A 20,176-nucleotide genomic window follows, 5' to 3' on the forward strand; every position below is an offset into this window, starting at 1 on the left:
CAAACGGATGACAGAATCAATCGAACGTCATGATTTGGCGCGCGGCAGACGCGAATTCGGTACCCGCTCCTCGCAGATGCGAGGAGCCAGCCAAGATCGAATTTCTGTGCCCTCCGCCAGAGTGAAGGCGTCCTCCACATCCACCCCAAGATATCTGACCGTGCTTTCGATCTTCGTATGCCCCAGCAGAATCTGGATCGCACAGAGGTTTCCGGTCGCCTTGTAGATGATCGACGCCTTTGTCCTCTTCAGGGAGTGCGTGCCATAATCTTCGCTGGGCAGGCCGATCCCTGTGATCCATTCATATACCAGGCGGGCATATTGGCGGGTGCTCATGTGGGCCGAATGATCGGTGCGGCTCGGCACAATCCGCCTGCCCGGTGCGCTTCGCCAAGGTGGGAGGCCAATGCGCAAATTTTGCTGCTCTGTCAGGTGTCGAAAGTCACGCAAATTGCTTGGGTGGCGCACTATTGAGGTGTATGCTGCTGTCAGCAACCGAACATGAGTCGATCTGAGTGATCGGTGAAATGGATCGGATGTAGCAACGCCGCCGCTCAATTCCAGGACAAGCTTTCGTAGCAAAATCCTGATGAACTGGGCGGCGACGCCATTTATCGGCTCGATATGCCTTTGCCGCCCAAGGCTGGAGCAGGTTCACTTCCGACCCTTTGCAGACGTTCAGCGGCCAATTTCTGGCGCCCAACTGCGAACCGTCAGGTTTTCGTCCCGACCGCCCGCCCCTTGGCCGATTCCAGAATGGCAGCTTAGAGGCAGATTAATCGGAATGCCGCCATCACCTCTTCGGCAAAGCAGTTGGCCGCAGATGACCGCAACGGTCTGCCCTAAAAAGGTGAGGGGTGGCGCGCCACCCCTCCCGTAAGACGATTGTTGCTTAAACGATGAACTCATCACTAATTCGCACATTGATGTGCTGGACGCCGAGCAGATCCAGGTCGCCGTCCGCTATGTCGAAGGCAAAATCGAGGTCGGCATTCAATGTGCCACTCGTCTGCTGAACAAAGCCGATATCGACAATCTTCAGAACATCATTGTCCAGCGGATCCCAAGCCGTCAGACCGGTCGTGGTGCTGCTGCCGTTCCCGGCTCCTGTAGCCCCGGTCAGGTCGATGGCGTCACCCGACAAGCCATTGGCGCTTTGCATGATCTGGATGCCCTGGATCTGGTAAGTTTCACCAGCGGCCGCGTAGTCATTCTGTTCGATGACGAGCAGGGCATCGTTGTTATCCAGCGTGAACTCGATGTTGTAGGGCGCGGGAATATTTGCGTTGCCCTTGATCAGGTCCGAGTTCTGGACGTTGATGGCTCTCGTTATTTCATCGCCGTTCGCGTCCTTCAGATCGAGTATGACGACCAGATCCTCGGACATGCCGATACCGTCGAACTTGATGACGACGCCACTAGCTTCCGTTGTCGGGTCAGTCCGCTCAGTGCCGCCGCCGGCAGCTTTTGGATTAACATCGCCGAGGATGTTCTGATCGAAGAACCGCAGCGTCAGCAGTTCACCCTTTTGTATCGTATCGCCCGCGACGCCATTGGTGTCTCGGGTCGCACTGACCCAGTCCTCGTTGGTGTTGGTAACCATGTCGTGGGCGGAACCGTTAAACGTGATGTCGCCTGCAACGGCCGCTCCGTCGCCGGACGAGTTGAACCCGAAGCCGATCTGCTGGGTGATCGAATTTCCGGTGAACTGAACGAAGAACGGATCGGGATCGCCGTTCGGGGTCAGTTGCTCGGCGACGATCAACGGATGTCCCGTGTTCCCGGTGGGAGCCTTGGCGAGCAATTCGCTGGTGTGGAGCACATCAAAGCTGAACCCGTCGATCACGTCGGTCAGAGTGAGCGTGTAGGTGTCATTGACCTTGTCGAGATAAAGAGTGCCGGCCGCCGTGGAATCCTGCACGCCAGCAGTGATCGGGTCCTTGTCGTAATGGAACGAGAAGTTGAAAGTCGCGGAGTTGATATCTTCGGAGACGAGGGTGGCGACCGCCTGGGTGATAGCCGGGGTCTGCGGATTAGAAATCGAACCCGTCAGGCTGATCTGCACGCCGGCAGTGACAGGATCGGCATCGACGAAGTCGCTGACAGGCGTCACCAGATTATAGTCAGCGGCGGCGATCTGGTCTGTCATGTTATAGCCAATCTTGCCGCTGGCTGATTGCCCTATCACATTGCCCAAATGTTCCAGCGAATGATCGCCCGTACCGCCAGGATCGGCGTCAAATGGGACCGCCGTCGGATCGGTGTCATTGAAGGTCAGCGACAGCGGCGACGCCGTCGTGCTTTGCTGCGATACTGAGTCATTGTCTCCGTCCGTGACCGTCACTGTCGCCACGACATTGATCAGGCCATTGAGGTCGAGCGTGTTGTCCTCGCCGCCGCCCTGCGAGTTGTCGTGTTCGAGCGCAACCAGCGACGTCAGCGTCACCTGCAAGCCGGACAGTGCGACCGTGAAGGCCGTCGCGTCGAGCGAGCCATTATTGTCGCTGTCATACTTGCCCGAAACTTGGAATGCCGAGTCCGCTACCAGCGTGATCGGATGATTGCCGGCCGTCGTGGTAAGACCTGTTGCAGTGCCTCCCAGGCTCAACGCGTAGCTCACATCCGTTGTGGAGCCATCGACGGCGCTCGCCGTGACGCCCGGAGCCGTGATGGGCACCGTGCTCTTGCCGCCGGCCCCACTTGCCTCGCCAACCGCAGCAGTGCCAACCGTCGGCGGCGATGTGATCAACAGCGTCGGATCGGTATCGTCGAACGTGATCGACAACGCCAGGCTGGAGCTTTGCTGCGACAAAGGATCGTTGTCGCCGTCCGTGACCGAAACCGTCGCCACGACCTTGATAAGGCCGTTAAGGTCGAGCGTGTTGTCTTCGCTTCCACCTTGCGTGTTGTCGTGCTCGAGCGCCACCATCGACCTTAGCGTCACCGTCGTGCCGGACAGCGTCACGGTGAATGCCGTAGCGTCGAGGGAGCCATTATTGTCGCTGTCATATTTGCCAGAGATCAGGCTGGCCGAGTCGGCCACAAGCGTGATCGCCTTGTTGCCCGCCGTCGTCTGCAACCCCGTCGCGGTCGAGCCCACCAGGGCCAAGGCGTAACCTACATTCGTCGTGGCGCCGTCAACCGCGCTCGCGGTGAAGCTGGGCGGCGTGATCGTTGCCTGGCTCTGTCCGGTAATGTTGCTCGCCTCGATCACCTCGAGGGCGCCAACCACCGGCGCGGCCGTGATCGAGAGATCCGGACCGGAATCGTCGAAGTTGATGAAGGAGCCAACCTCCTCGGTACGGGCATTGGGGGTCGTCGTCGAAAAATGGAATTCGGTGATGTCGCAGCCTTCATTGGCATCGACACCCTTGACCTGTAGCCGGTCCATCCCGGTGGCGGTCGTGATATCGACCGTGGTGACGTTATCGAGCCCAGTGATAGTGACAACGTTCCCGGTCCCTCCAAGCCCGGTGATGGTGACGTTGCCGCTTCCCGTCGCATAGGTTCCATCTGCCGTGATGACGGTCGCAAATCCCGACGTTCCCGTCAGTTTAATACTGGTGATGTCTACCGGATTGGTCGCGGTTCCGTCGAAGAAGTCCGTGCCCTGCTCGTTCCCCGTGTTGTTCAAGGCGGTGATGCTGATGTCGACCCGCTTATCCGGCTGGGAAGGCGTGATCTGGTTGATCGTGAATCCGGCCCGCGTGACATCCTCGACATGGCTGCCATACTGGATCTGCGAGGCGGTGCCTGCGGTCAGGTTTGCCCCGGTCACAAAATCGACCTGGAGTGTTTCGTTCGGATTGATGCTCTGGTTGTTGATGCCGAAGCCCTGTGTGCTGACGTTGGCGGTACCGCCGTTGAGACCGATCACCAGAAGCTGCTTGGACGTGTCCGTGGGCGAGTTGATGGCGTAGAAGTCATGATTGCCGGGCGCGGCATTCGCGCCCGAAAAGCTGACCGTGGTGGTCGCAGAGAGCGAGGCGAATACCTTGTTGGTGAGGTCGATGCGCTCGTCGGTGACGGTTGGATCCGGTTGGAACAACGCCACATACTGCACCAGATATAGATCCGGCGTGGTGGTAGTGGTGTTGATAAGCGCGAACGAGAAGGCGAGCGCTCCGGTTGGTTGAGGCATGGTGGTCGGGTCGGACGTCCCGATCACGCCGATGACGACATTGGCATTGTTCGGATCCTGGAACAGCCAGACATAGTTGCCATCGACCGTTCGAATGTCGCTGTTCACGCCCACGGTGGTGGAAAATGGAGTTCCAGTGAGACTCTGGGTGAGAGATACTGAGGAGAAAGTGTCGCCTCCAGTCGCCGTTGCCGTCACGAAGTCGGCCTTGAAGGCGACCTGGGGCGAACTCAGGCCGCCCGAACTGTCGAGCGATAGAAGGTAGTTCACCGTAGCGTTGTTATGAAGGGACGGGTCAACATCATCATCCTGAAAGCCCGTTGTCTCATCGATGATGATGTTTTGGGTCACGATGTCGAGAGCCATGATGATCCTCCTCAGTTAGGATGATCAACGGTGCGCTGACCACCTCGTACCAATGCATAGCATCGCGACCAAAGAGCTCCGGCAGTTGACAGGATTATTATAATATTAGTGCGTCAAAATATAAACAATCTGCGCAATTAACGCGCAATTTTATTTGCCCACTCATCGCAATTGAAAGGACATGAATAGATCTGTGAAGTGAATATGAAATTAATTATAAACGAGATCGGTCTGAAAATCAAACTTCTTATTGATGTAATGCCAATGAGTTTGATATTGTGGGAATAAAAAGAGAGTTATATCGCAGGATATATATAATCTATATTGAACTATTCGATCCTCATCCAGGTGCGATGAATAGCGCTTGCGGATATGCTCGAACTCCTACTGGATTTTGCGCGATGACCGCCCCTTGGCACGGCGTACGAAGTCACTGACCGAGACGTGCGGTGAATTTCGACGAACATATGAACGTGGTCGCACGAGAGCACCCCGTGAACGATGGTCACGCCCATCTCGGCGCAGACCTGCCGGATGATCTCGCGCACCCGCAGGCGCACTTCGCCGTGAAGCACCTTGAACCGATATTTCGGCGCCCCGACCAGATGGTAGCGATGATGAAATGTCGTGTGGCAACCGCTGCTGTAGCCCATAGCCTGTACCCATCAAATCGAGGGAGCCAGCCGGGGGGGCAGGTCACAAGGGTAGTGCATCGTGACTGACATCCAACGCTGCCGGATGTCGGGTCATCCAACCTTTCTTAACCATATCGGCGTACGATCCACCGGCGAGATCGAGGGCGAAATGAGCGTAGAAACCCAATTTTCCACTGATGATGCAGAGGAACTGCAACTACCCGAACAGTCCAAGCGGCCATGGTTCCACCTGCCGCGCCGAATGCTGGTCGGTGGCCTGCTGTTGGTCATGGCCTTCGCGGTGCTGTTACGCAGCTTTATCTTCACAGCCGGTTACAACACGACATTAGTGGCGGATATGGGCGTCGTCAGGGCGCCGATCTCCGGCGAGATTGATCGGCTCGACGCGAATGTCGGTGATCGCGTGGCGCGGGACCAACTGCTGGGACGCTTTGCCGCTCCGGTGGGCCTGTCGGCGGCTGTCCGTGCCGGATCGGAAGATGTGGATCAGCTCCAGGCGAAACTGGCCAGCATCGACGGCCGAATGGCCGCTCTGCGCGCTGACGCCGACCATATCCGCAGCGAATCGGGCATCTATCGTTCTGAAAAGCTGGTGCAGATGGATGCGGTCGCAGACGAAAGCTCCGCAGAACTTTCCGCTGCGCAGGCACGGCTGACCTTCGCACAAAAGCAACTGGACCGCACCCGTGCGCTAGCCGATCGAGGATTCATCAGCGCCGCCGGACTTCAGCGGGCAGAGCAGGATCAGCGCGCCGCTCTGGCGGACCAGAATGCGGCCATGGCCCGCCGGCGCACCAATCTGATCGAAGCACGCGCCGCAGGGCAAGGCCTGTTCCTCAACAACGGCTATAGCAACGTCCAATATTCAACCCAGCGCCTGAGCGATCTCAATCTGGCGTTGAGCGAACTCCAGGGCGAGAGGGAGAACCTGACCGCAGCGCTCGCCACCGCGCAAAAATTGAGCGGCGGCAAGGTCAGCGCCATGCGGCGGCTGCAACTTCCGTTGCAAGCAAGCATCGATGGCAGAGTCTGGGCGAAGGTCGCCGCTCCGGGGGAATCACTGCGTGAAGGCGATCCGATCTACATGCTCGCCGACTGTGCGTCCTTCTTCGCCTATTTCACCGTCGGCCGCAGCGCCTACAGCAAGCTCAACATCGGCGCGCCGGTGACATTCATCGCATTTTCGAGCGGCGATCGCTGGCCGGGTACCATCGTCAATATGGGGGTGAGCGATCCTTCCCAGCTCCGCGTCACCAGCCATGTTCCCAACCCCGCCCCAGGCGAATATCTGATCGGCGCACGGATCACGCTTGACACGCAGGGCCAGAAGCAGTGCCCGGTCGGCACGGCGGGCCGGGTGGTGCTGTAACGCAGCCATGAATGCCGCCGAAATCCCATCCTATTTCTGGGGCATGGCCACCCTGGGCCTCTGCCTGCTGTTCTTTCCCAAACTCACGCCAGCCAACCCCCTGCATCGACTGATCGTCAGCGGCGCCGCGATCGGATCGATCCTGATCTATATGATATGGCGCCTGGTAGCTACGCTCGACCTGGACACGCCTGGCGCCGCCCTGCTTTCCGTGAGCTTCTTCATACTGGAAGTCTGCTCCACGCTGGGCGGAACCCTGGTGCTGATCGTCCTGACGCGAAAGCGTGACCGCTTGAAGGATGTCCGCAACAATATAGGCTGGTTGCGCGCCAACAGGCCCAGCGCGGCGATCTTCATCTGCACCTATAATGAAGATATCGGGATTCTGGACCGCACGATCACCGGGGCGCTCAATCAGAACTATCCGGCAAAGGTCTATCTGCTGGACGACGGTCGCCGGCCGGAGGTCGAGGCGCTATGCCAGCGCCGCGAAGTGGAATGGCTGACGCGCCCAAACAATGTACATGCCAAGGCCGGCAATATGAACGCGGGTATGGCGACATTGGCGGCGCGTGGCGAGACGCCGGACTTCATAGCCATATTGGACGCGGATTTCGTCGCCCTGCCCAATTTCATATCCCATTGCATGGCGCTGTTCGGGGATCCCGCCATCGGCGTGGTGCAGACGCCGCAACATTTCTTCAATCCCGATCCGTTGCAACACCGGATCAAGGGACATCTGGACCTGCCTGACGAGCAGCGCTTCTTCTTCGACACCTTGCTGCCGGCCAAGGACGGATGGGGCACGGCCTTTTCCTGCGGAACATCGTCGGTCGTCCGCACCAGCGCGCTGACCGACATCGGCGGATTTCCGACCGACAGCGTCACCGAAGACATGCTGCTGTCGATCCGCATGAAAGAGCATGGCTTTGTCACCGCCTATCTCAACGAAAAGCTCAGCCTAGGCCTCGCGCCAGAAGGAATCGGTGAATATTGCACGCAGCGCATCCGGTGGTGCGTGGGCGCGATGCAGATCATGCGCAGCGCCGATGGTCTGCTTTCGCGCAAGGGACTGAGCTGGATCGACAGGATGAGCCTGCTGGAAACCCTGCTCTACTGGGTGGGCAGCTTTCCTTTTCGCCTTGCCTGCCTGCTGGTGCCGATCCTTTATTGGATGACCGGCCTCACCATCATGGACGCGCCGATCGGACAGCTGGCGACCTTCCTGTTGCCTCGGATCCTGGTCGAAGCCTTCGCCGTCAGTTGGTATTCCAACGGGCGCATCCTGCCGCTGTTGACCGACACGTCCCAGTTGCTGATCGCGCCGGAAATCGTTGCGGCCTCCTGCCACACCCTCCTGTTCCCAGGCGAGCGTCCGTTCAAGGTGACGGCCAAGGGCGGCGACCGTTCGCGGACGGTGATCCATTGGAAGTTGCTGTCGCGCTTTGCGATTGTTCTGCTGCTTACCGTTTGCGGGCTGCTGTTCAGCTACAGTTCGCCGCTTGCGCCGACCTTCTTCTCCGACCAGAAGGATGTGGTGGCTTTCTGGAGCGTGTACAACGTCCTAGTCTGCATCATTGCCATCATCGTTTGTGTCGAAACACCGCGAAGAGCGGAGGAGCGGGCGCCGATCAGCGGAACGGCCCTCTTCAACGCCGAAGACAGGACAATCCCAGTGCGGCTGCTCGACATTTCATCGAGCGGCGTAGCCTTCGCCAACGAAGGCAATTGGCGCATTGGCGACAGAGGCATGATTTCCATTAGAGAACTGGGCGAGGTTCCGGCGATTATTGCGCGGATCACGGACCGTGTCGTGGGAGCCAAGATGCTCCTCTCGCCCCAGCAGCAGTTGGCGCTCACGCACTTCCAATTTGCGGGCGGCCGTATGCGCACGCCAAATGTGTCCACGCTCGGTAGTGTCTTGGCCCTGATCAGAGGTCTTGCATTGAACTAAGCGAATGACGGCTTCTGGGAAGGTCACTTGAGCCCAAGAACGGCCACAATTGGCGCGTGGCGGACGCGAGACCGGCGCTGGCTCCCCGCAGACGCGAGGAGCCAGCCGACTTCAAATTTCTGTGCCTTCCGCTAGAGTCAAGGCATCCTCCACATCCACTCCAAGATACCTGACCGTGCTTTCAATCTTCGTATGCCCCAGCAGAATCTGGACCGCACGCAGATTTCCAGTGGCCTTGTAGATGATAGATGCCTTCGTCCTCCGCAGGGAGTGGGTGCCGTAATTACGCCTATGAAAAGGTCGCATGTTTCCATGTCTGCATTGATGTTTTCCTGAGGAGGTCCGATGCCCGAAAGCGTCTCCTCCCAGCCGATCAGTTCCGATCACCCCCATGGGTCGTGCAACTGAACGGTTCACTTCTTCGGCAGCGGAACAGGGACGTCATACTCACGCTGGTAGATGACGGCCAGATCGAAGCAATGCGCGTAGTGATCCGCTGCGCCGGAGAGGCTCTCGCCACATTTCTGAAGCTTCCGGGCGGGAGCGTCATAAACCCGCTGATTCTCGTTGCAGAAGTACGGCTCACCCGATCCGGTCGGGCGCTGCGGTTGATGGACAGCGGAGGGAGCCAACCTTCAGCAGAAGTCGATCAATCGATTGTGCGCCTGCTGGCTCAGGCACATCGCTGGTGGCGAATTCTTCGCAATGAGCAAATCGATATCAAGACGCTTTCAAAGCGGGAGAAGGTGACCGCCTCATGGATGACACGTGTGGTGCGTCTTGCTTTTCTTTCGCCGGCTGCCACCGAAGCCATTCTTGCGGGGCGACAGAAATCCGGGCTCTCTGTCACTGCATTGCTTGAATCCGGCGGTGTCGATCCCAGCTGGAATGAACAGGACAAGCGACTCCTGCCAGCCATGCACCAGTCGCGATGATGCGGGTTAACTGGCCTGCCGCGGAACACTCTCAGCCATGTGGGCCGGATACGATCAGCGAAAGCCCAGAGCCCTCAGCGCTTCCACCACCTGAGGTCGCATCTTCCTCATGCGTCTGCTCCTTCCTCGTAGGCAGACTCTACATCAGAATGAGGGACCTTCCGGGGGGCAGGTCACCACCCAACTGGCTACCTTTTAGACGCCGGCCCATTACAGCATCTAGGAAACAACGACTAGCTGCGGACATAAAGCCTAGGTGTTCAGGTGATCAGCGCAGAACGCCGCGCGGACCTCGTCGGGCACGGGAAGCGCCTGAAGGCGACCGGCCTCGTCAACGGTTGCCCAAACACGCTTCTCAGAAGATTGTACCGACTCTCCTGCTGCGTTCGATAGTTGATGCCGGACATCAAAGCTGCTGCGCCCCCAGCGAGCGATGAATGACAAGATTGTGATAGAGTCGCCAAATCGATTTGGAGAACTGAACGCGGCACTCGTGTCGATCATGGGATAGCCGATGATACCAAAGCGAGTGAATGCGGTCGCCGGCTCAAACCCGGCGGCCGCGAATAGCGCATCTGTCGCCGCGTTGAACATACGAAAGTAGTTTGGGTAAAAAACTATCCCGGCAGGATCGCAGTCTCCCCACTCAATCTGCAAACGTATCAAGTTTTTGAAGGGTTGATTAATCATCGCTTCTCGACTTTCGTATAATGCTGAGAGAGACTAAAATCACTCACTAGATCACGCATGTTTTCGGACTGCGAGACGAAGTCGCGATAGACTTAGCCAAATATGGGTTTTTGCCGTTGCTCGGCTCGACAAGGTATCCCGCCCCGACCACGATGAATTGGATATGACGGTCGCTAAGAATACCAATCGGCGAAACATTCTCAAATTGTCTGCTCACCATCGCACGATCCTCGGAAGAGACATCAAAGCGATGCCTAGCAATCAGCTCTTACCGCTGAGCCAAGCCCAACATGTCACGAGCCTCGGATGCGGATGCATGCTCAAGCCCGAGCTCGTGGATGATACGGACGGTGCGCGCCACGAGTTGTTCATTGGTCGCCAATTCGCCTCGGGAATAGTAGTTGTTATCTTCCAGCCCAACGCGAACGTGACCGCCCAGCAGTATGGCTTGAGTGGTTGCCGGCAGCTGAGCAGGGCCGATTGCCGAGACGCAGAATATTGACTGCGGGGGCAAGGCCGCAATCATTGCGGACAGAATGTCGTGACTATAAGGCATAGCGCCTTGGAAGCCCTTGTCTGCCCCTAGCACCATATTGATGTAGTAAGGTGGCTTGTCATAACCTTTTTGGATCAGCCGAGTCACATCTTGAAGGATATGGGTGGGACTAAAGACTTCCCATTCCGGCTTGATGCCTTTCTCCACCATACGCTTCACCAGCGTCTCGCATCTCGATGGCGTTGTAGTGACGATAATCTCTCGGCCGCCATGGACATCGACGAAGGTCATACCGTCAAAGGTGGCCATCTCCGCCCCCGCGTCACAACCTCTCAAACGCTCATCAAAGTTCGACTCGAACAAACCGTCATCTCGGGCGATCAGCATGTCGCCGTTCGACCCACCGCCAGTAGAATTGTTGATGATTATATCACATTTCTGCCGGATCTGCTGGTTAATGTCACGATAGATATCCGGGTTGCAGGTTGCCTCATCATCGGGCCGGCGAGCGTGTAACGCTGCAATAGCCGCTCCTTCCTTATATGAAAGGAGAACTGATTGGGCGATTTCATCCGGTTGCGTTGGCAGATTGGGATTTTGTTGCTTTGATGCCATTCCGCCCGTGGGCGCTACGGTAACAATTACCTTTGTTGCAGCTGTGTTGTTCATGCGCACCCCCAAAAGAGCTGGTTGCTCAGTCCTCGTGATCTGCCCCCACCGACTGGACCGATAGGTTTGTTGTGGATTAAAGCCGCTACCGCCATATCCGGGCCGAGGTGGAGCGAAGCGGAACCGGAGGCCGGATATGGCGATATCGCCGTTTCCAGGGCCGGTGATCGGTAGCCCAGGCTGCTGTGCCGGCGCGCGGCGTTGTAAAGTCACCGCCATGTATCGATCAGCACCGTGACTTCGGCGAGGCTGTAGAAAATCTCGCCATTGAACAATTCGTCGCGAAGCGACCCGCTGAAGCTTTCGTTATAGCTATTCTCCCATGGTGATCCCGGTGCGATGTAGAGCGTCTTCACGCCGATCTGCCGCTGAGATGGCTCGCATATTTGGTGGCAGCCCGCCAACTGTGTCGCGGATCATCCCATCCAGACAGGCTGGGATCGGCTGACTGGGAGCGTCCGGATCCGATTCCGCGTCGCTGCGAAGATCGCGTTCGTGATCGCCGGCGCGATGGCCGCAGTTCCGATTTCACCCACTCCTCCCGGATCTTCCGCGCCTTCCACTATGTGAACGTCGACGTTCGGAGCATTGACCATCGTCAGGATCGGGTAGTCGCTATAGCTCGCCTGCTCCACACGACCATTTGCCACGGTGATTTCGCTCATGAGAGCAGCGCCGGCGCCAAAGATGACGCCGCCCTCGATCTGCGCGCGCACCATGTCGGGGTTAACCGCCCGGCCACAGTCGATTACCGCCACGACGCGCCTCACACGCACTTCCTCCTTGGGCTCGATGGAAACTTCGGCGACCAGTGCGATGTAGCTCCCAAACGCGTTCGCCAGAGCGATCCCGCGTCCCCGCCCGGCGGGCAGCTTCGCGCCCCATCCCGACTTCTCAGCCGCCAGACTGAGCACCTCGCGCGCGCGTGGATCGGTTAAGATGGAGAGGCGGTACGCCACTGGGTCCTGCCGCGCTGCCGTCGCGAGTTCGTCGACGAAGCTTTCGATCACGAACAGACTTCGGGTGGGGCCCACTCCGCGCCACCAGCTGGTGGGTAGGCCGCATTCGACCCGAGCAAACTCGACCCTCAGATCCGAGAGAGCGTAGACCGGCTGAGCCGCGCACTCGACCGCGTCGCTGTCCACCCCCTTGAACGCCTCCGGATAGAGGCGGGCCATGATCGATGATCCGGCGATGCGGTGGTTCCACGTTGTCGGCTTGCCCGCGGCATCCACCGTCGCCCAGATACGATCGCAGTAGGCAGGGCGGTAGAGATCGTGCTGCATGTCCTCCGCCCGTGTCCAGATGACCTGTAACGGCTCCTTGACCACCCGGCCGATCTCGACGGCCCGGATTATTCCGTCGGTCTCGAGACGTCGGCCGAAGCCACCGCCCATGAGGTAGACGTGGATGCGGACCTTGCCGATGGGCAATCCGAGCAGTTTGGCGACGGCCTGTTGCGCATCGGTCGCGACCTGGGTCCCAGTCCACACGTCACATCCGTCGGCGGTAACGTGGACCGTGCAGTTCATCGGTTCCATCGGAGCGTGGGCGAGCAGGGGCTGCTGATAGACCGCTTCGATCCGCCGCCCGTCCGCCTTGCCGGGTTCGCCCACGCTACGTGCGACGGCTCCTGGGCGCGTCGTCGCCTCTGCCAGATCGGCATAGATCTCTGCGGTATTCAGTTGGGCGAGCGGGCCGCTTGACCATCCGATCTCCAGCGCCTCAAGCCCCTTCTGTGCTTGGGGCATGCTGTCAGCAATCACCGCCACCGCGTCCGGAAGGCGCACGATCCGGATCACCCCGGGTACGGCAAGCGCAGTCGACTCTTTGACGCTCTGAAGGCGGCCGCCGAACTCCGGCGATTGCGCCAAAGTAGCGATCTTTCGGGCGGGAATGGCGGCATCGATGCCGAAGACCGCTGTCCCGCGGACTTTTGCTGAACCCTCGATACGCGGCAGCGACTGACCGACCAGGCGGAACTTGGTTGCGTCCTTCAGAAACACCTTGTCGGGGTGGGGAAGTCGCGATGCCGCTTCGACCAGTGAACCGTAGGCCGCACGCCGTCCACTCGCCGCATGCACCACGTCACCATCGCGCGCGGTGAGGCTGCCAACCTCGACCTTCCATTGTTGTGCGGCGGCCTGGATCAGCATTTGCCGAGCGGTGGCGCCTGCCTCCCGCATCGGCTTCCAGCCTTCCCGGATCGACGTAGATCCTCCTGTTGCCTGTACGCCGAAGCGCTCCTTGTCCGCGGGAGCCTGTTCGATCCGCACAGAGTCGAACGGCACCTCCAATTCATCGGCGATGATCGCGGCTAGGCCAGTCTGAGCCCCCTGCCCCATCTCTATCTGCGCCATCGTCAGCGTGATGCGCCCGTCCTGTGTGATCCGTATCCAGGCGGACGGCTCGAACGACGTCGGCGTAGAGCTTCCAACTGCGAGCCCCTTCGGCGGCGCCGCCGCGATCCGCACCGGCACGAGGAGCCCGACGGCGCCCCAAGCGGCGGCCTTCAGAAGGGTGCGGCGCCCGGTTTCCGTCTGGTGCTCTTCGCTCATCGGACAGTCCCCCCGCGTGCTGCACGATGGATGGCGGCCCGTATTCGCGGATAGGTGCCGCAGCGGCAGAGGACCGTCATCTCGCTGTCGATCTGCTCGTCGGTCGGATCGGGAATGCGCCGGAGCATCGCAATGGCGGACATGATCTGCGCGGGCTGGCAGTAGCCGCACTGCACGACCGCCAGGTCCAACCAAGCCTGCTGAACGCGTTTGCCGAGCGCATCCTGGTCAACACCCTCGATCGTCCTGACCGCCATGTCGCCGACAGCGGAAATCGGCGTTACGCATGAACGCACTGCTTCCTCGCCAAGATGCAGGGTACAGGCGCCACACTGCCCAACCCCGCAGCCGAACTTCGTGCCTTGAAGCCCAAGCTGCTCGCGGAGAGCCCAGAGTAGCGGCGTGTCCTCGGACGCTTCGACTGAACGAGTCGCGCCGTTCACGGTAATCGCGTACTTCATCGCATCTCCTTGGCCGGCCGCGAAGCGGCCAGCGATCCATACATGCCCCGCAGATCCGCCGGCGCGGAGCAGGTCCGGATGAGGCCGTCCACGATCTTGCGCCGTATACGTACGAGTGAGGCGCCCGGCGTAAGCGGCTCCTTCCGCAGACGGGCAACCTCCGCCGCGTCGAACCGCAGCGCACCTTCGGGAGCGCTGGCCCCGCCGAGCCCGAAGACCACGAAGTTCATCAGCTCGGCGAGTTCTTCATTGTCACCGATAGGTGCATGCGAGACGTTCGGCAGGCGGATCAGATAGGCGCGCCCCTCGGCCGTGCAAAGGAAGTACCCCACCCTGCCACGCAGCTGCGGCACCTGCGCCGGAGCCGAACTACCTTGGATGCCGTGGCACCCCGCGCAGTGTTCGACGTAGCTGGACCTAGCGGCACCGAGTGATGACGCCGCCAAGGTCGGCAGACCGACGACGGCGGACAGGCCCGTGACGAGTGCGACGACCGCTGCGACGACCGCAAGCCGTCTGCTTCGGGTCAGCGCCGACATGGCTCTATGCCTATCATTCGGCCGCGCCTACCAGCACTGCAGTGGAGCAATGGTATTCCATGCTTGATACGCCGAAGCACCAGATGATGTCGTTGTTGCTCTGCGGACGATACGTCTGCAGTTCTCGGTCCGTTCCGTCGCAGGCGCACTGACCACATTGAGCGGCTCCACAGCAGTCGCGATAGGCGATCAGATATGCCTTGCCATCGGCTGGATTGACGCAGGTTCCGACCCATGCCGTCGGTGAAGGCTCGGTTCCTGGCGGACAGGTATGCAGACCGCCGCCGCAGCAGGTGCACAAATCACCATCGATCGCGCAGTACCGCCAATAGTCGCATTGTAGTTCATCCGTGGTCTGCGCGCGGCGGGCGAACGCGGTCTTTGCCTGGACTGATCGGTCTTTTGTCGACGCGTGGGCGCGACTGACGGGGAGTAGGGGGAAGACGGGTGCGGCGACTGCTGCGGCACCTAGCTTCGCCAGCAGTCCTCGGCGGGAGGTCCGCGCCGCGATCCCACGCGCGAAGCGCTCCATGATCGAGGGGCGGCTCGGGCTCTTCATACGCTCAACCTTCCTGAATCAATCTCTTGCGACGGCGACGCATCTTGCTGATGATCTCCCCCTGTACGCGTACGAAGGAAGTCCTGCACCGACGCATGGCCACTGTCGCGGGACACGACGAGGCTCTCCAATTGCTCCCGACTGTTGACCAGCCCCTTGGCGACGATCAGTCCACGATCGTCCAGCAACAGCGCGTGCGGGAGCTTGTCGACGCCGTAGGTCATTCCCAGCTCTCGGCTATTGACGAACGGATGGTCCGCAATGCCGTAGCGCGCGACGAGGGCACGCTGCTCGTCGTCCTCGCCGTCGCCGGCGAATACGACGTCCAGCCGCTCGGAGCGTCCGAAGCGTACCGCGATCGGGATGAGCTTGCGGCAGATCGGGCAACGCGACGATACGAACAGCACAAGTCGTCCGGTCCCTGCGGGCAACGGGCCGCCGATCGTGATCGCCGTCCCGTCCAGTGCCTCCAAGAAAAGCCGCGGCGCCGCGCTGCCGACCGAAGGTCCGCTGGCCGCGGTCAGTGCTCCGATCGGCGCGACACGTTCGAACAGGATGCCGACCTGCCTGGTTAGTGCGATTCCCGCGAAGACGAGCAGTGCCAGCACGATCCAGACGAGTAACTGCGAGACGAGTAGGACGGTGATCATTGAATGTTCCACGCGCTTCGGGTCGAGCGGGTCGGACGCGCGATCAGCGCCAATACCAAGTCGACGAGGATGTGAAGGCCAAACAGAAGCAGTCCAGCTACCAAGCAGTTGGCAAGCGCCAGCCCGCCGAGCCCGTCGGGCGCCGCGAGGACGAGGGCGGCTGTCCCTGCAAGCACGCCGTTACGGAGCACGAGCAGCCTGGAGATCGCCTGCGAGGCGAATCCGCTGCCGCAACCACAGTCGATCTGGGTCCGCCCCCGGCGGATGTTGATCTCCATCGCAGTCGCGAAGAGCAGCAACAGCGCGACCGCCGCCGCCGCGCCAGCGGGACGGAGCGGTTCGATCCAAAGTGCTCCGGCAATTGCGAGTTCCAGGAACGGCAGCACCATCGCCACTGGTGCGACGAGAACGCCGGGCAGCAATCGATAGCCCGCCACGGCGCGTTCGAATATCGCCGGATCGCGCAACTTGGACACCCCTGCGGCAGCGAAGATCAGACTCAGGCAAGTGCGCAAGGCGAGGCCAAGCGCAGCCAACACAAGCACCCCGAGCTCGATCACCGGCCACTCACGCTAATCATCCCGGCTCCGATCTCCTCTAGCCCGTGCTTCTCCTCGTAGGTCGTGGCATCGAGAACGATCATCTTGCCCTTGCCGGCCAGGAACAGCAGCGGCTTGTCGTCCTGGGTGACCTGCATGTAGGTGATCGGGTCCTTCAAGGCCCTGCGGGCGATCAGCTTGCGCGTGCCCGCGTCCAGCACCCAGAGCTCAGTGCCATCCGCCTTATGCGACCAGAATTCGCCCAGGTGCATCAGCACGAATAGGCGTCCGGTTGCCGAATGGTAGGATAGCAGCTGCCGACCGCCAGGAAGCCAGCCGCTCGTCAACGGAGCGGTCGAACCCCGCGCCATCCCCCCGGCCTCCTGTATCGACCAGGGCTTCTGCATCGCGCCCCCGCCTGGTCCGATCATCGTCTCGTAGATCAGGCCGCTGTAGCTTAGGAAGAAGGCCTTTCCGGTCGACCGATCGACGACGCTATTGTCGAATATGGGGTCGTTGTCAGCGTCGAAAAAAGGTTCGGATGAGGTAACTACAGCCTTCCGTCGTCCATCAAGCCGGATCGTCGCCAACGTGCCGTCGCCGCAGAGCGATGCGACCGCCCCGCCTGCCCCCGCGAAGGCAAGCGCGCAGCCCGGGATTTCGACGGAACTCACCAGCCTTCTGCGAGCAAGATCAACGACGTGTAGCGCTGCCGCCGGGGTCATGTCGTAGATATATGCTAGGTTGCCGTCCGCGGAGATTGCGAGGTTCTGCACGCGGTTTCCAGTCAACAGTCTACCGGGAAGCGGTATTTCGTGGAGAAGCTTCAACGTGCGGGCATCGTATATGCTGACCATGTCCTGGCGGGTGCCGCGGTTGCCCTTCGTCCAGATAGATTCCGCTACATAGACGAAGCGGCGACGCGGATCGATCGCCACATTCGACAGAGGTATGGTATGGATCGTGGCGAGCATCTTGCCGGTGTCGCCGTTGATTAGACGCGTGCCATTGCCCCATGCGCTCATCACGAAGGCCAGATGGTCGCTCATCGTCGGCAGCGTGGCGATGTCGCTTTCCTCGACTTCGGGCACCGCAGCAGGTTCGGACGTCGCAGCTGCCGGAGCTTGAGCCCCTGCAGATCCTTGCACCATCAGCGCCACCAGCGCCACATTCGTCAGTAAACCGATCATCCGCACCTGCTCAAACCCTCCGCCCGACCTCAAAGGCTCGGGCCGCAGCTGCAACCGCTCGAACCAGCCCGAACCGAGATCCGGTTATGCTGCCACGATTCCTGCCGAAGACGAGCCCCGCGAAAACACCGTGCCCCCATGGTCGTCTGGTCGAGCGAGATAGAACATATCGGCCGATCACAGACAAGGCCTTTGACCCTCCAAAGTGTTGTCGGATCAGCACCGGCTGGAGCCAGCTTACGATGCCGACAGTCTGTGCGCGCCGCGTCGCATTTGACGGGCCGCTGTCGATGGTCCGCGAGTAGAGTCGTGCACCTCGGTCAGCGTTGCTCGGACGGCGCCACCGGGTGACGATTAGGTCGCACCATCTGCAGTGCGAGCTATGGTGTTGCACTTCGCCACGTGCTGAGATGCGCACCGTTCGAAAGACGGCCTGACGCAGCCCGGCCCTCCAGGCCGACGACCGAGCCGAAGGGCTGTGCGTTGTGGGCTGCCAAGGCGCGCCCGACGCGAGCTGAACTGCGCTTCGGACGATGATGTTGTGAGGGGGGCGTTATCTATGATCTTGGTCCGCGCGACTATCGCGGCTTTGCTGATTTCCGCGACTGCGTCGGTCGCTCAGCCGCCTCTTCCGCCCGTCGCCAGCTACAATCGTGAAGCCAAAGGTACTCAGCCCTTCTGGGGCCGGCGGCTGACCGGCTACCTCACCGCCCGCGACGGGACACGCCTGCGGTACAGCGCGCTGCTTCCAAAGGGCAGTGGTCCGTTCCCGGTGATCATCAACTACAGTGGTTACGATCCCGGAGCTATCGGCGGCTCCAGCTACCTGAACAACGACACAGCGATGTCGGTCAATCTCGACAGGACGCTCGTCGAGCGAGGTTATGCGGTGGTGGGGATCAACGCCCGCGGCACAGGTTGCTCCGAAGGCGTATTCGAATTCCTGGGGCGGGAATACGGTCGCGACGGAAGGGACGCGGTCGAGTTTCTTGCGACGCAGCCCTGGTCGGACGGTAAAATCGGCATGGCCAACTGGTCATGGGCCGGAATGTCCCAGCTCGCCACCGCGTCTGAACGACCGCCACACCTGAAGGCCGTCGCTCCGGGCATGGTGCTGGGCGATGCACGTCTCGACAGCTGGGCGCCCGGTGGCGTGCCCTCCCCAGCCTTCGTCGCTGGTTGGTGGCGGTTCGTGCACTCCAGATGGACGGCGGTGCGTGCGAGTGCCGAAGCCGAAGGAGACCGACAGTGCATGGCCCAAGTGGACCTCAATCGTAAGACCGCCGAGGCGAACAACCTCTCCAACGTGATCATCCGCCACCCGCTTCGCGACGACTACATTGATCAGCGAGCTTTGGCGCTGCGCACGTCCAGTATCGAAGTTCCGGTCCTGTCCATGGAGGCCTTCCAGGACGAGGCGGTCACCTCGCGGGAAGGCTATTATCAGGAGACGCTGGATCCCGAGAAGCTGTGGTTCCTCCAGGTCAACGGCCCTCACGACCTCTACGAGTCTACCTGGTTCCGACGGATCCTGATTTCGTTCTTCGACCGTTTCGTCAAAGGCGATCGCAACGGCTTCGAGCGGGAGCCGCACGTTCGGGTCTGGTCTGAGAGCAGCGGCACCGGCGACGGCCATGCGAAGTTCGAGAGCCTCAAGCCGGGCTTCGAACTGACTTCGTCCGAGTTTCCGATGGCGGTGACGCCGGTGCGCTTCACGCTGGGGGCTGGCAACTCACTGACCGAGAATGGATCGCCGAGCGGCGAGCCGGACAACTACGCCTACCCGATCCCCGGGCCGACGGTCACCACCAAGAACGGGACCGAAGATTGGGGCGCGCAGCCCGCCGAGTGGCGCCGGGGCAGCGTAGCCTACACGTCTCCGCCATTCGCACGGACGATGATGTTCTACGGCTCCGGCAGTGCAGACCTTTGGGTATCGGCGTCGACAACGGATGTCGACTTGCAGGTCACACTGACAGAGGTACGTCCGGACGGTCAGGAGATGTTCGTCCAGCGCGGCTGGCTGCGGATGTCCAATCGCGCGCAGGATGACGGCAGGTCGACCGACTTGCGTCCGTTTCCGATCGATCTTCCGGAGACGATGCAGTCGCTAACACCCGAGCAGCCGGCGCTGGGACGGGTCGAGTTGAACAAGTTCGCCCATCCGTTCCGCAAAGGTTCGCGTCTACGCATCTGGATCGACACGCCGAGCGCATGGGGCGGCTACGGCTTCTCGCCTATATCGCAGCCTTCAACCGTGAAGATTTGGCACGATGCCACGCACCCATCCCGCCTCGTGCTGGGAGCGGTTGACAGCCGGCCGGTACCTGCCGCACGCCCCAACTGCGGTACCGTAATGATGCAGCCTTGCCGCCGTGATCCTCTCGCGAGCGGTGCGAACTAA

At 60.5% G+C, this 20,176-nt stretch carries 14 protein-coding genes and 4 pseudogenes; 4 read left to right on the top strand and 14 right to left on the bottom strand.

Going from position 1 to position 20,176, the window contains the following annotated elements:
- Positions 1-99: 99 nt before the first annotated feature.
- The 3 genes and pseudogenes from MRBLMA1_RS07045 to tnpA all read right to left on the bottom strand — a co-directional run.
- A pseudogene (locus tag MRBLMA1_RS07045) lies at positions 100-369 on the bottom strand (tyrosine-type recombinase/integrase); the annotation flags it as partial.
- 523 nt (positions 370-892) lie between these two features.
- Positions 893-4,507, bottom strand: coding sequence for a beta strand repeat-containing protein (locus tag MRBLMA1_RS07050; protein ID WP_363735811.1), 3,615 nt, complete (start codon positions 4,505-4,507; stop codon positions 893-895).
- Between the two features lie 210 nt (positions 4,508-4,717).
- Positions 4,718-5,160, bottom strand: a pseudogene (gene tnpA / locus MRBLMA1_RS07055) (IS200/IS605 family transposase).
- Positions 5,161-5,221: 61 nt separating this feature from the next.
- On the opposite strand from tnpA, the gene MRBLMA1_RS07060 reads away from it, so the two are divergent.
- Entirely contained in the window at positions 5,222-6,532 is a 1,311-nt protein-coding gene (locus tag MRBLMA1_RS07060) for an HlyD family secretion protein (protein WP_363735813.1), read from the top strand.
- Between the two features lie 7 nt (positions 6,533-6,539).
- Positions 6,540-8,486 carry a glycosyltransferase gene (locus tag MRBLMA1_RS07065; RefSeq protein ID WP_363735814.1) on the top strand — a complete coding sequence of 649 codons (1,947 nt, stop codon included), beginning with the start codon at positions 6,540-6,542 and terminating at the stop codon, positions 8,484-8,486.
- 111 nt (positions 8,487-8,597) lie between these two features.
- Here the strand turns inward: MRBLMA1_RS07065 and MRBLMA1_RS07070 are convergent.
- Positions 8,598-8,777, bottom strand: a pseudogene (locus MRBLMA1_RS07070) (tyrosine-type recombinase/integrase); the annotation flags it as partial.
- 188 nt (positions 8,778-8,965) lie between these two features.
- Between MRBLMA1_RS07070 and MRBLMA1_RS07075 the strand changes: the two are divergent.
- Positions 8,966-9,421: a hypothetical protein gene (locus MRBLMA1_RS07075; RefSeq protein WP_363735815.1), complete on the top strand. Its 456-nt coding sequence runs from the start codon at positions 8,966-8,968 to the stop codon at positions 9,419-9,421.
- A 252-nt stretch (positions 9,422-9,673) separates the two neighbouring features.
- On the opposite strand, the gene MRBLMA1_RS07080 is transcribed toward MRBLMA1_RS07075, so the two are convergent.
- The 10 genes and pseudogenes from MRBLMA1_RS07080 to MRBLMA1_RS07125 all read right to left on the bottom strand — a co-directional run bounded on the left by MRBLMA1_RS07080 (position 9,674) and on the right by MRBLMA1_RS07125 (position 17,772).
- Positions 9,674-10,111, bottom strand: a complete 438-nt coding sequence (locus MRBLMA1_RS07080; RefSeq protein WP_363735816.1) for an acyl-CoA thioesterase — start codon at positions 10,109-10,111, stop codon at positions 9,674-9,676.
- 268 nt (positions 10,112-10,379) lie between these two features.
- Complete coding sequence (locus MRBLMA1_RS07085; RefSeq protein ID WP_363735817.1) at positions 10,380-11,276, bottom strand: 3-keto-5-aminohexanoate cleavage protein; 897 nt, start codon at positions 11,274-11,276, stop codon at positions 10,380-10,382.
- Positions 11,273-11,641 (bottom strand): annotated as a pseudogene (locus MRBLMA1_RS07090) (integrase core domain-containing protein); the annotation flags it as partial. The gene MRBLMA1_RS07085 and the pseudogene MRBLMA1_RS07090, both read right to left, overlap by 4 nt.
- 51 nt (positions 11,642-11,692) lie before the next feature.
- Positions 11,693-13,834, bottom strand: coding sequence for a xanthine dehydrogenase family protein molybdopterin-binding subunit (locus tag MRBLMA1_RS07095; protein WP_363735818.1), 2,142 nt, complete (start codon positions 13,832-13,834; stop codon positions 11,693-11,695).
- Positions 13,831-14,295 carry a (2Fe-2S)-binding protein gene (locus MRBLMA1_RS07100; protein ID WP_363735820.1) on the bottom strand — a complete coding sequence of 155 codons (465 nt, stop codon included), beginning with the start codon at positions 14,293-14,295 and terminating at the stop codon, positions 13,831-13,833. Before MRBLMA1_RS07100 ends, MRBLMA1_RS07095 begins: the two co-directional genes overlap by 4 nt.
- Positions 14,292-14,834, bottom strand: coding sequence for a cytochrome C (locus MRBLMA1_RS07105; protein ID WP_363735821.1), 543 nt, complete (start codon positions 14,832-14,834; stop codon positions 14,292-14,294). Before MRBLMA1_RS07105 ends, MRBLMA1_RS07100 begins: the two co-directional genes overlap by 4 nt.
- A 13-nt stretch (positions 14,835-14,847) precedes the next feature.
- Positions 14,848-15,393: a methylamine dehydrogenase light chain gene (locus tag MRBLMA1_RS07110; protein WP_363735822.1), complete on the bottom strand. Its 546-nt coding sequence runs from the start codon at positions 15,391-15,393 to the stop codon at positions 14,848-14,850.
- On the bottom strand, positions 15,390-16,043 hold the full coding sequence (locus MRBLMA1_RS07115; RefSeq protein WP_363735823.1) for a methylamine utilization protein MauD: 654 nt from the start codon (positions 16,041-16,043) through the stop codon (positions 15,390-15,392). Before MRBLMA1_RS07115 ends, MRBLMA1_RS07110 begins: the two co-directional genes overlap by 4 nt.
- Positions 16,040-16,603 (bottom strand): MauE/DoxX family redox-associated membrane protein, encoded by a 564-nt coding sequence (locus tag MRBLMA1_RS07120; RefSeq protein WP_363735824.1) that lies wholly within the window; start codon positions 16,601-16,603, stop codon positions 16,040-16,042. The genes MRBLMA1_RS07115 and MRBLMA1_RS07120 overlap by 4 nt, the downstream gene beginning before the upstream one ends.
- Complete coding sequence (locus MRBLMA1_RS07125; RefSeq protein WP_363735825.1) at positions 16,600-17,772, bottom strand: amine dehydrogenase large subunit; 1,173 nt, start codon at positions 17,770-17,772, stop codon at positions 16,600-16,602. The genes MRBLMA1_RS07120 and MRBLMA1_RS07125 overlap by 4 nt, the downstream gene beginning before the upstream one ends.
- Positions 17,773-18,331: 559 nt before the next feature.
- On the opposite strand from MRBLMA1_RS07125, the gene MRBLMA1_RS07130 reads away from it, so the two are divergent.
- Entirely contained in the window at positions 18,332-20,176 is a 1,845-nt protein-coding gene (locus tag MRBLMA1_RS07130; RefSeq protein ID WP_363735826.1) for a CocE/NonD family hydrolase, read from the top strand.

The organism is Sphingobium sp. LMA1-1-1.1 (genome assembly GCF_040676365.1).
GTDB lineage: Bacteria > Pseudomonadota > Alphaproteobacteria > Sphingomonadales > Sphingomonadaceae > Sphingobium.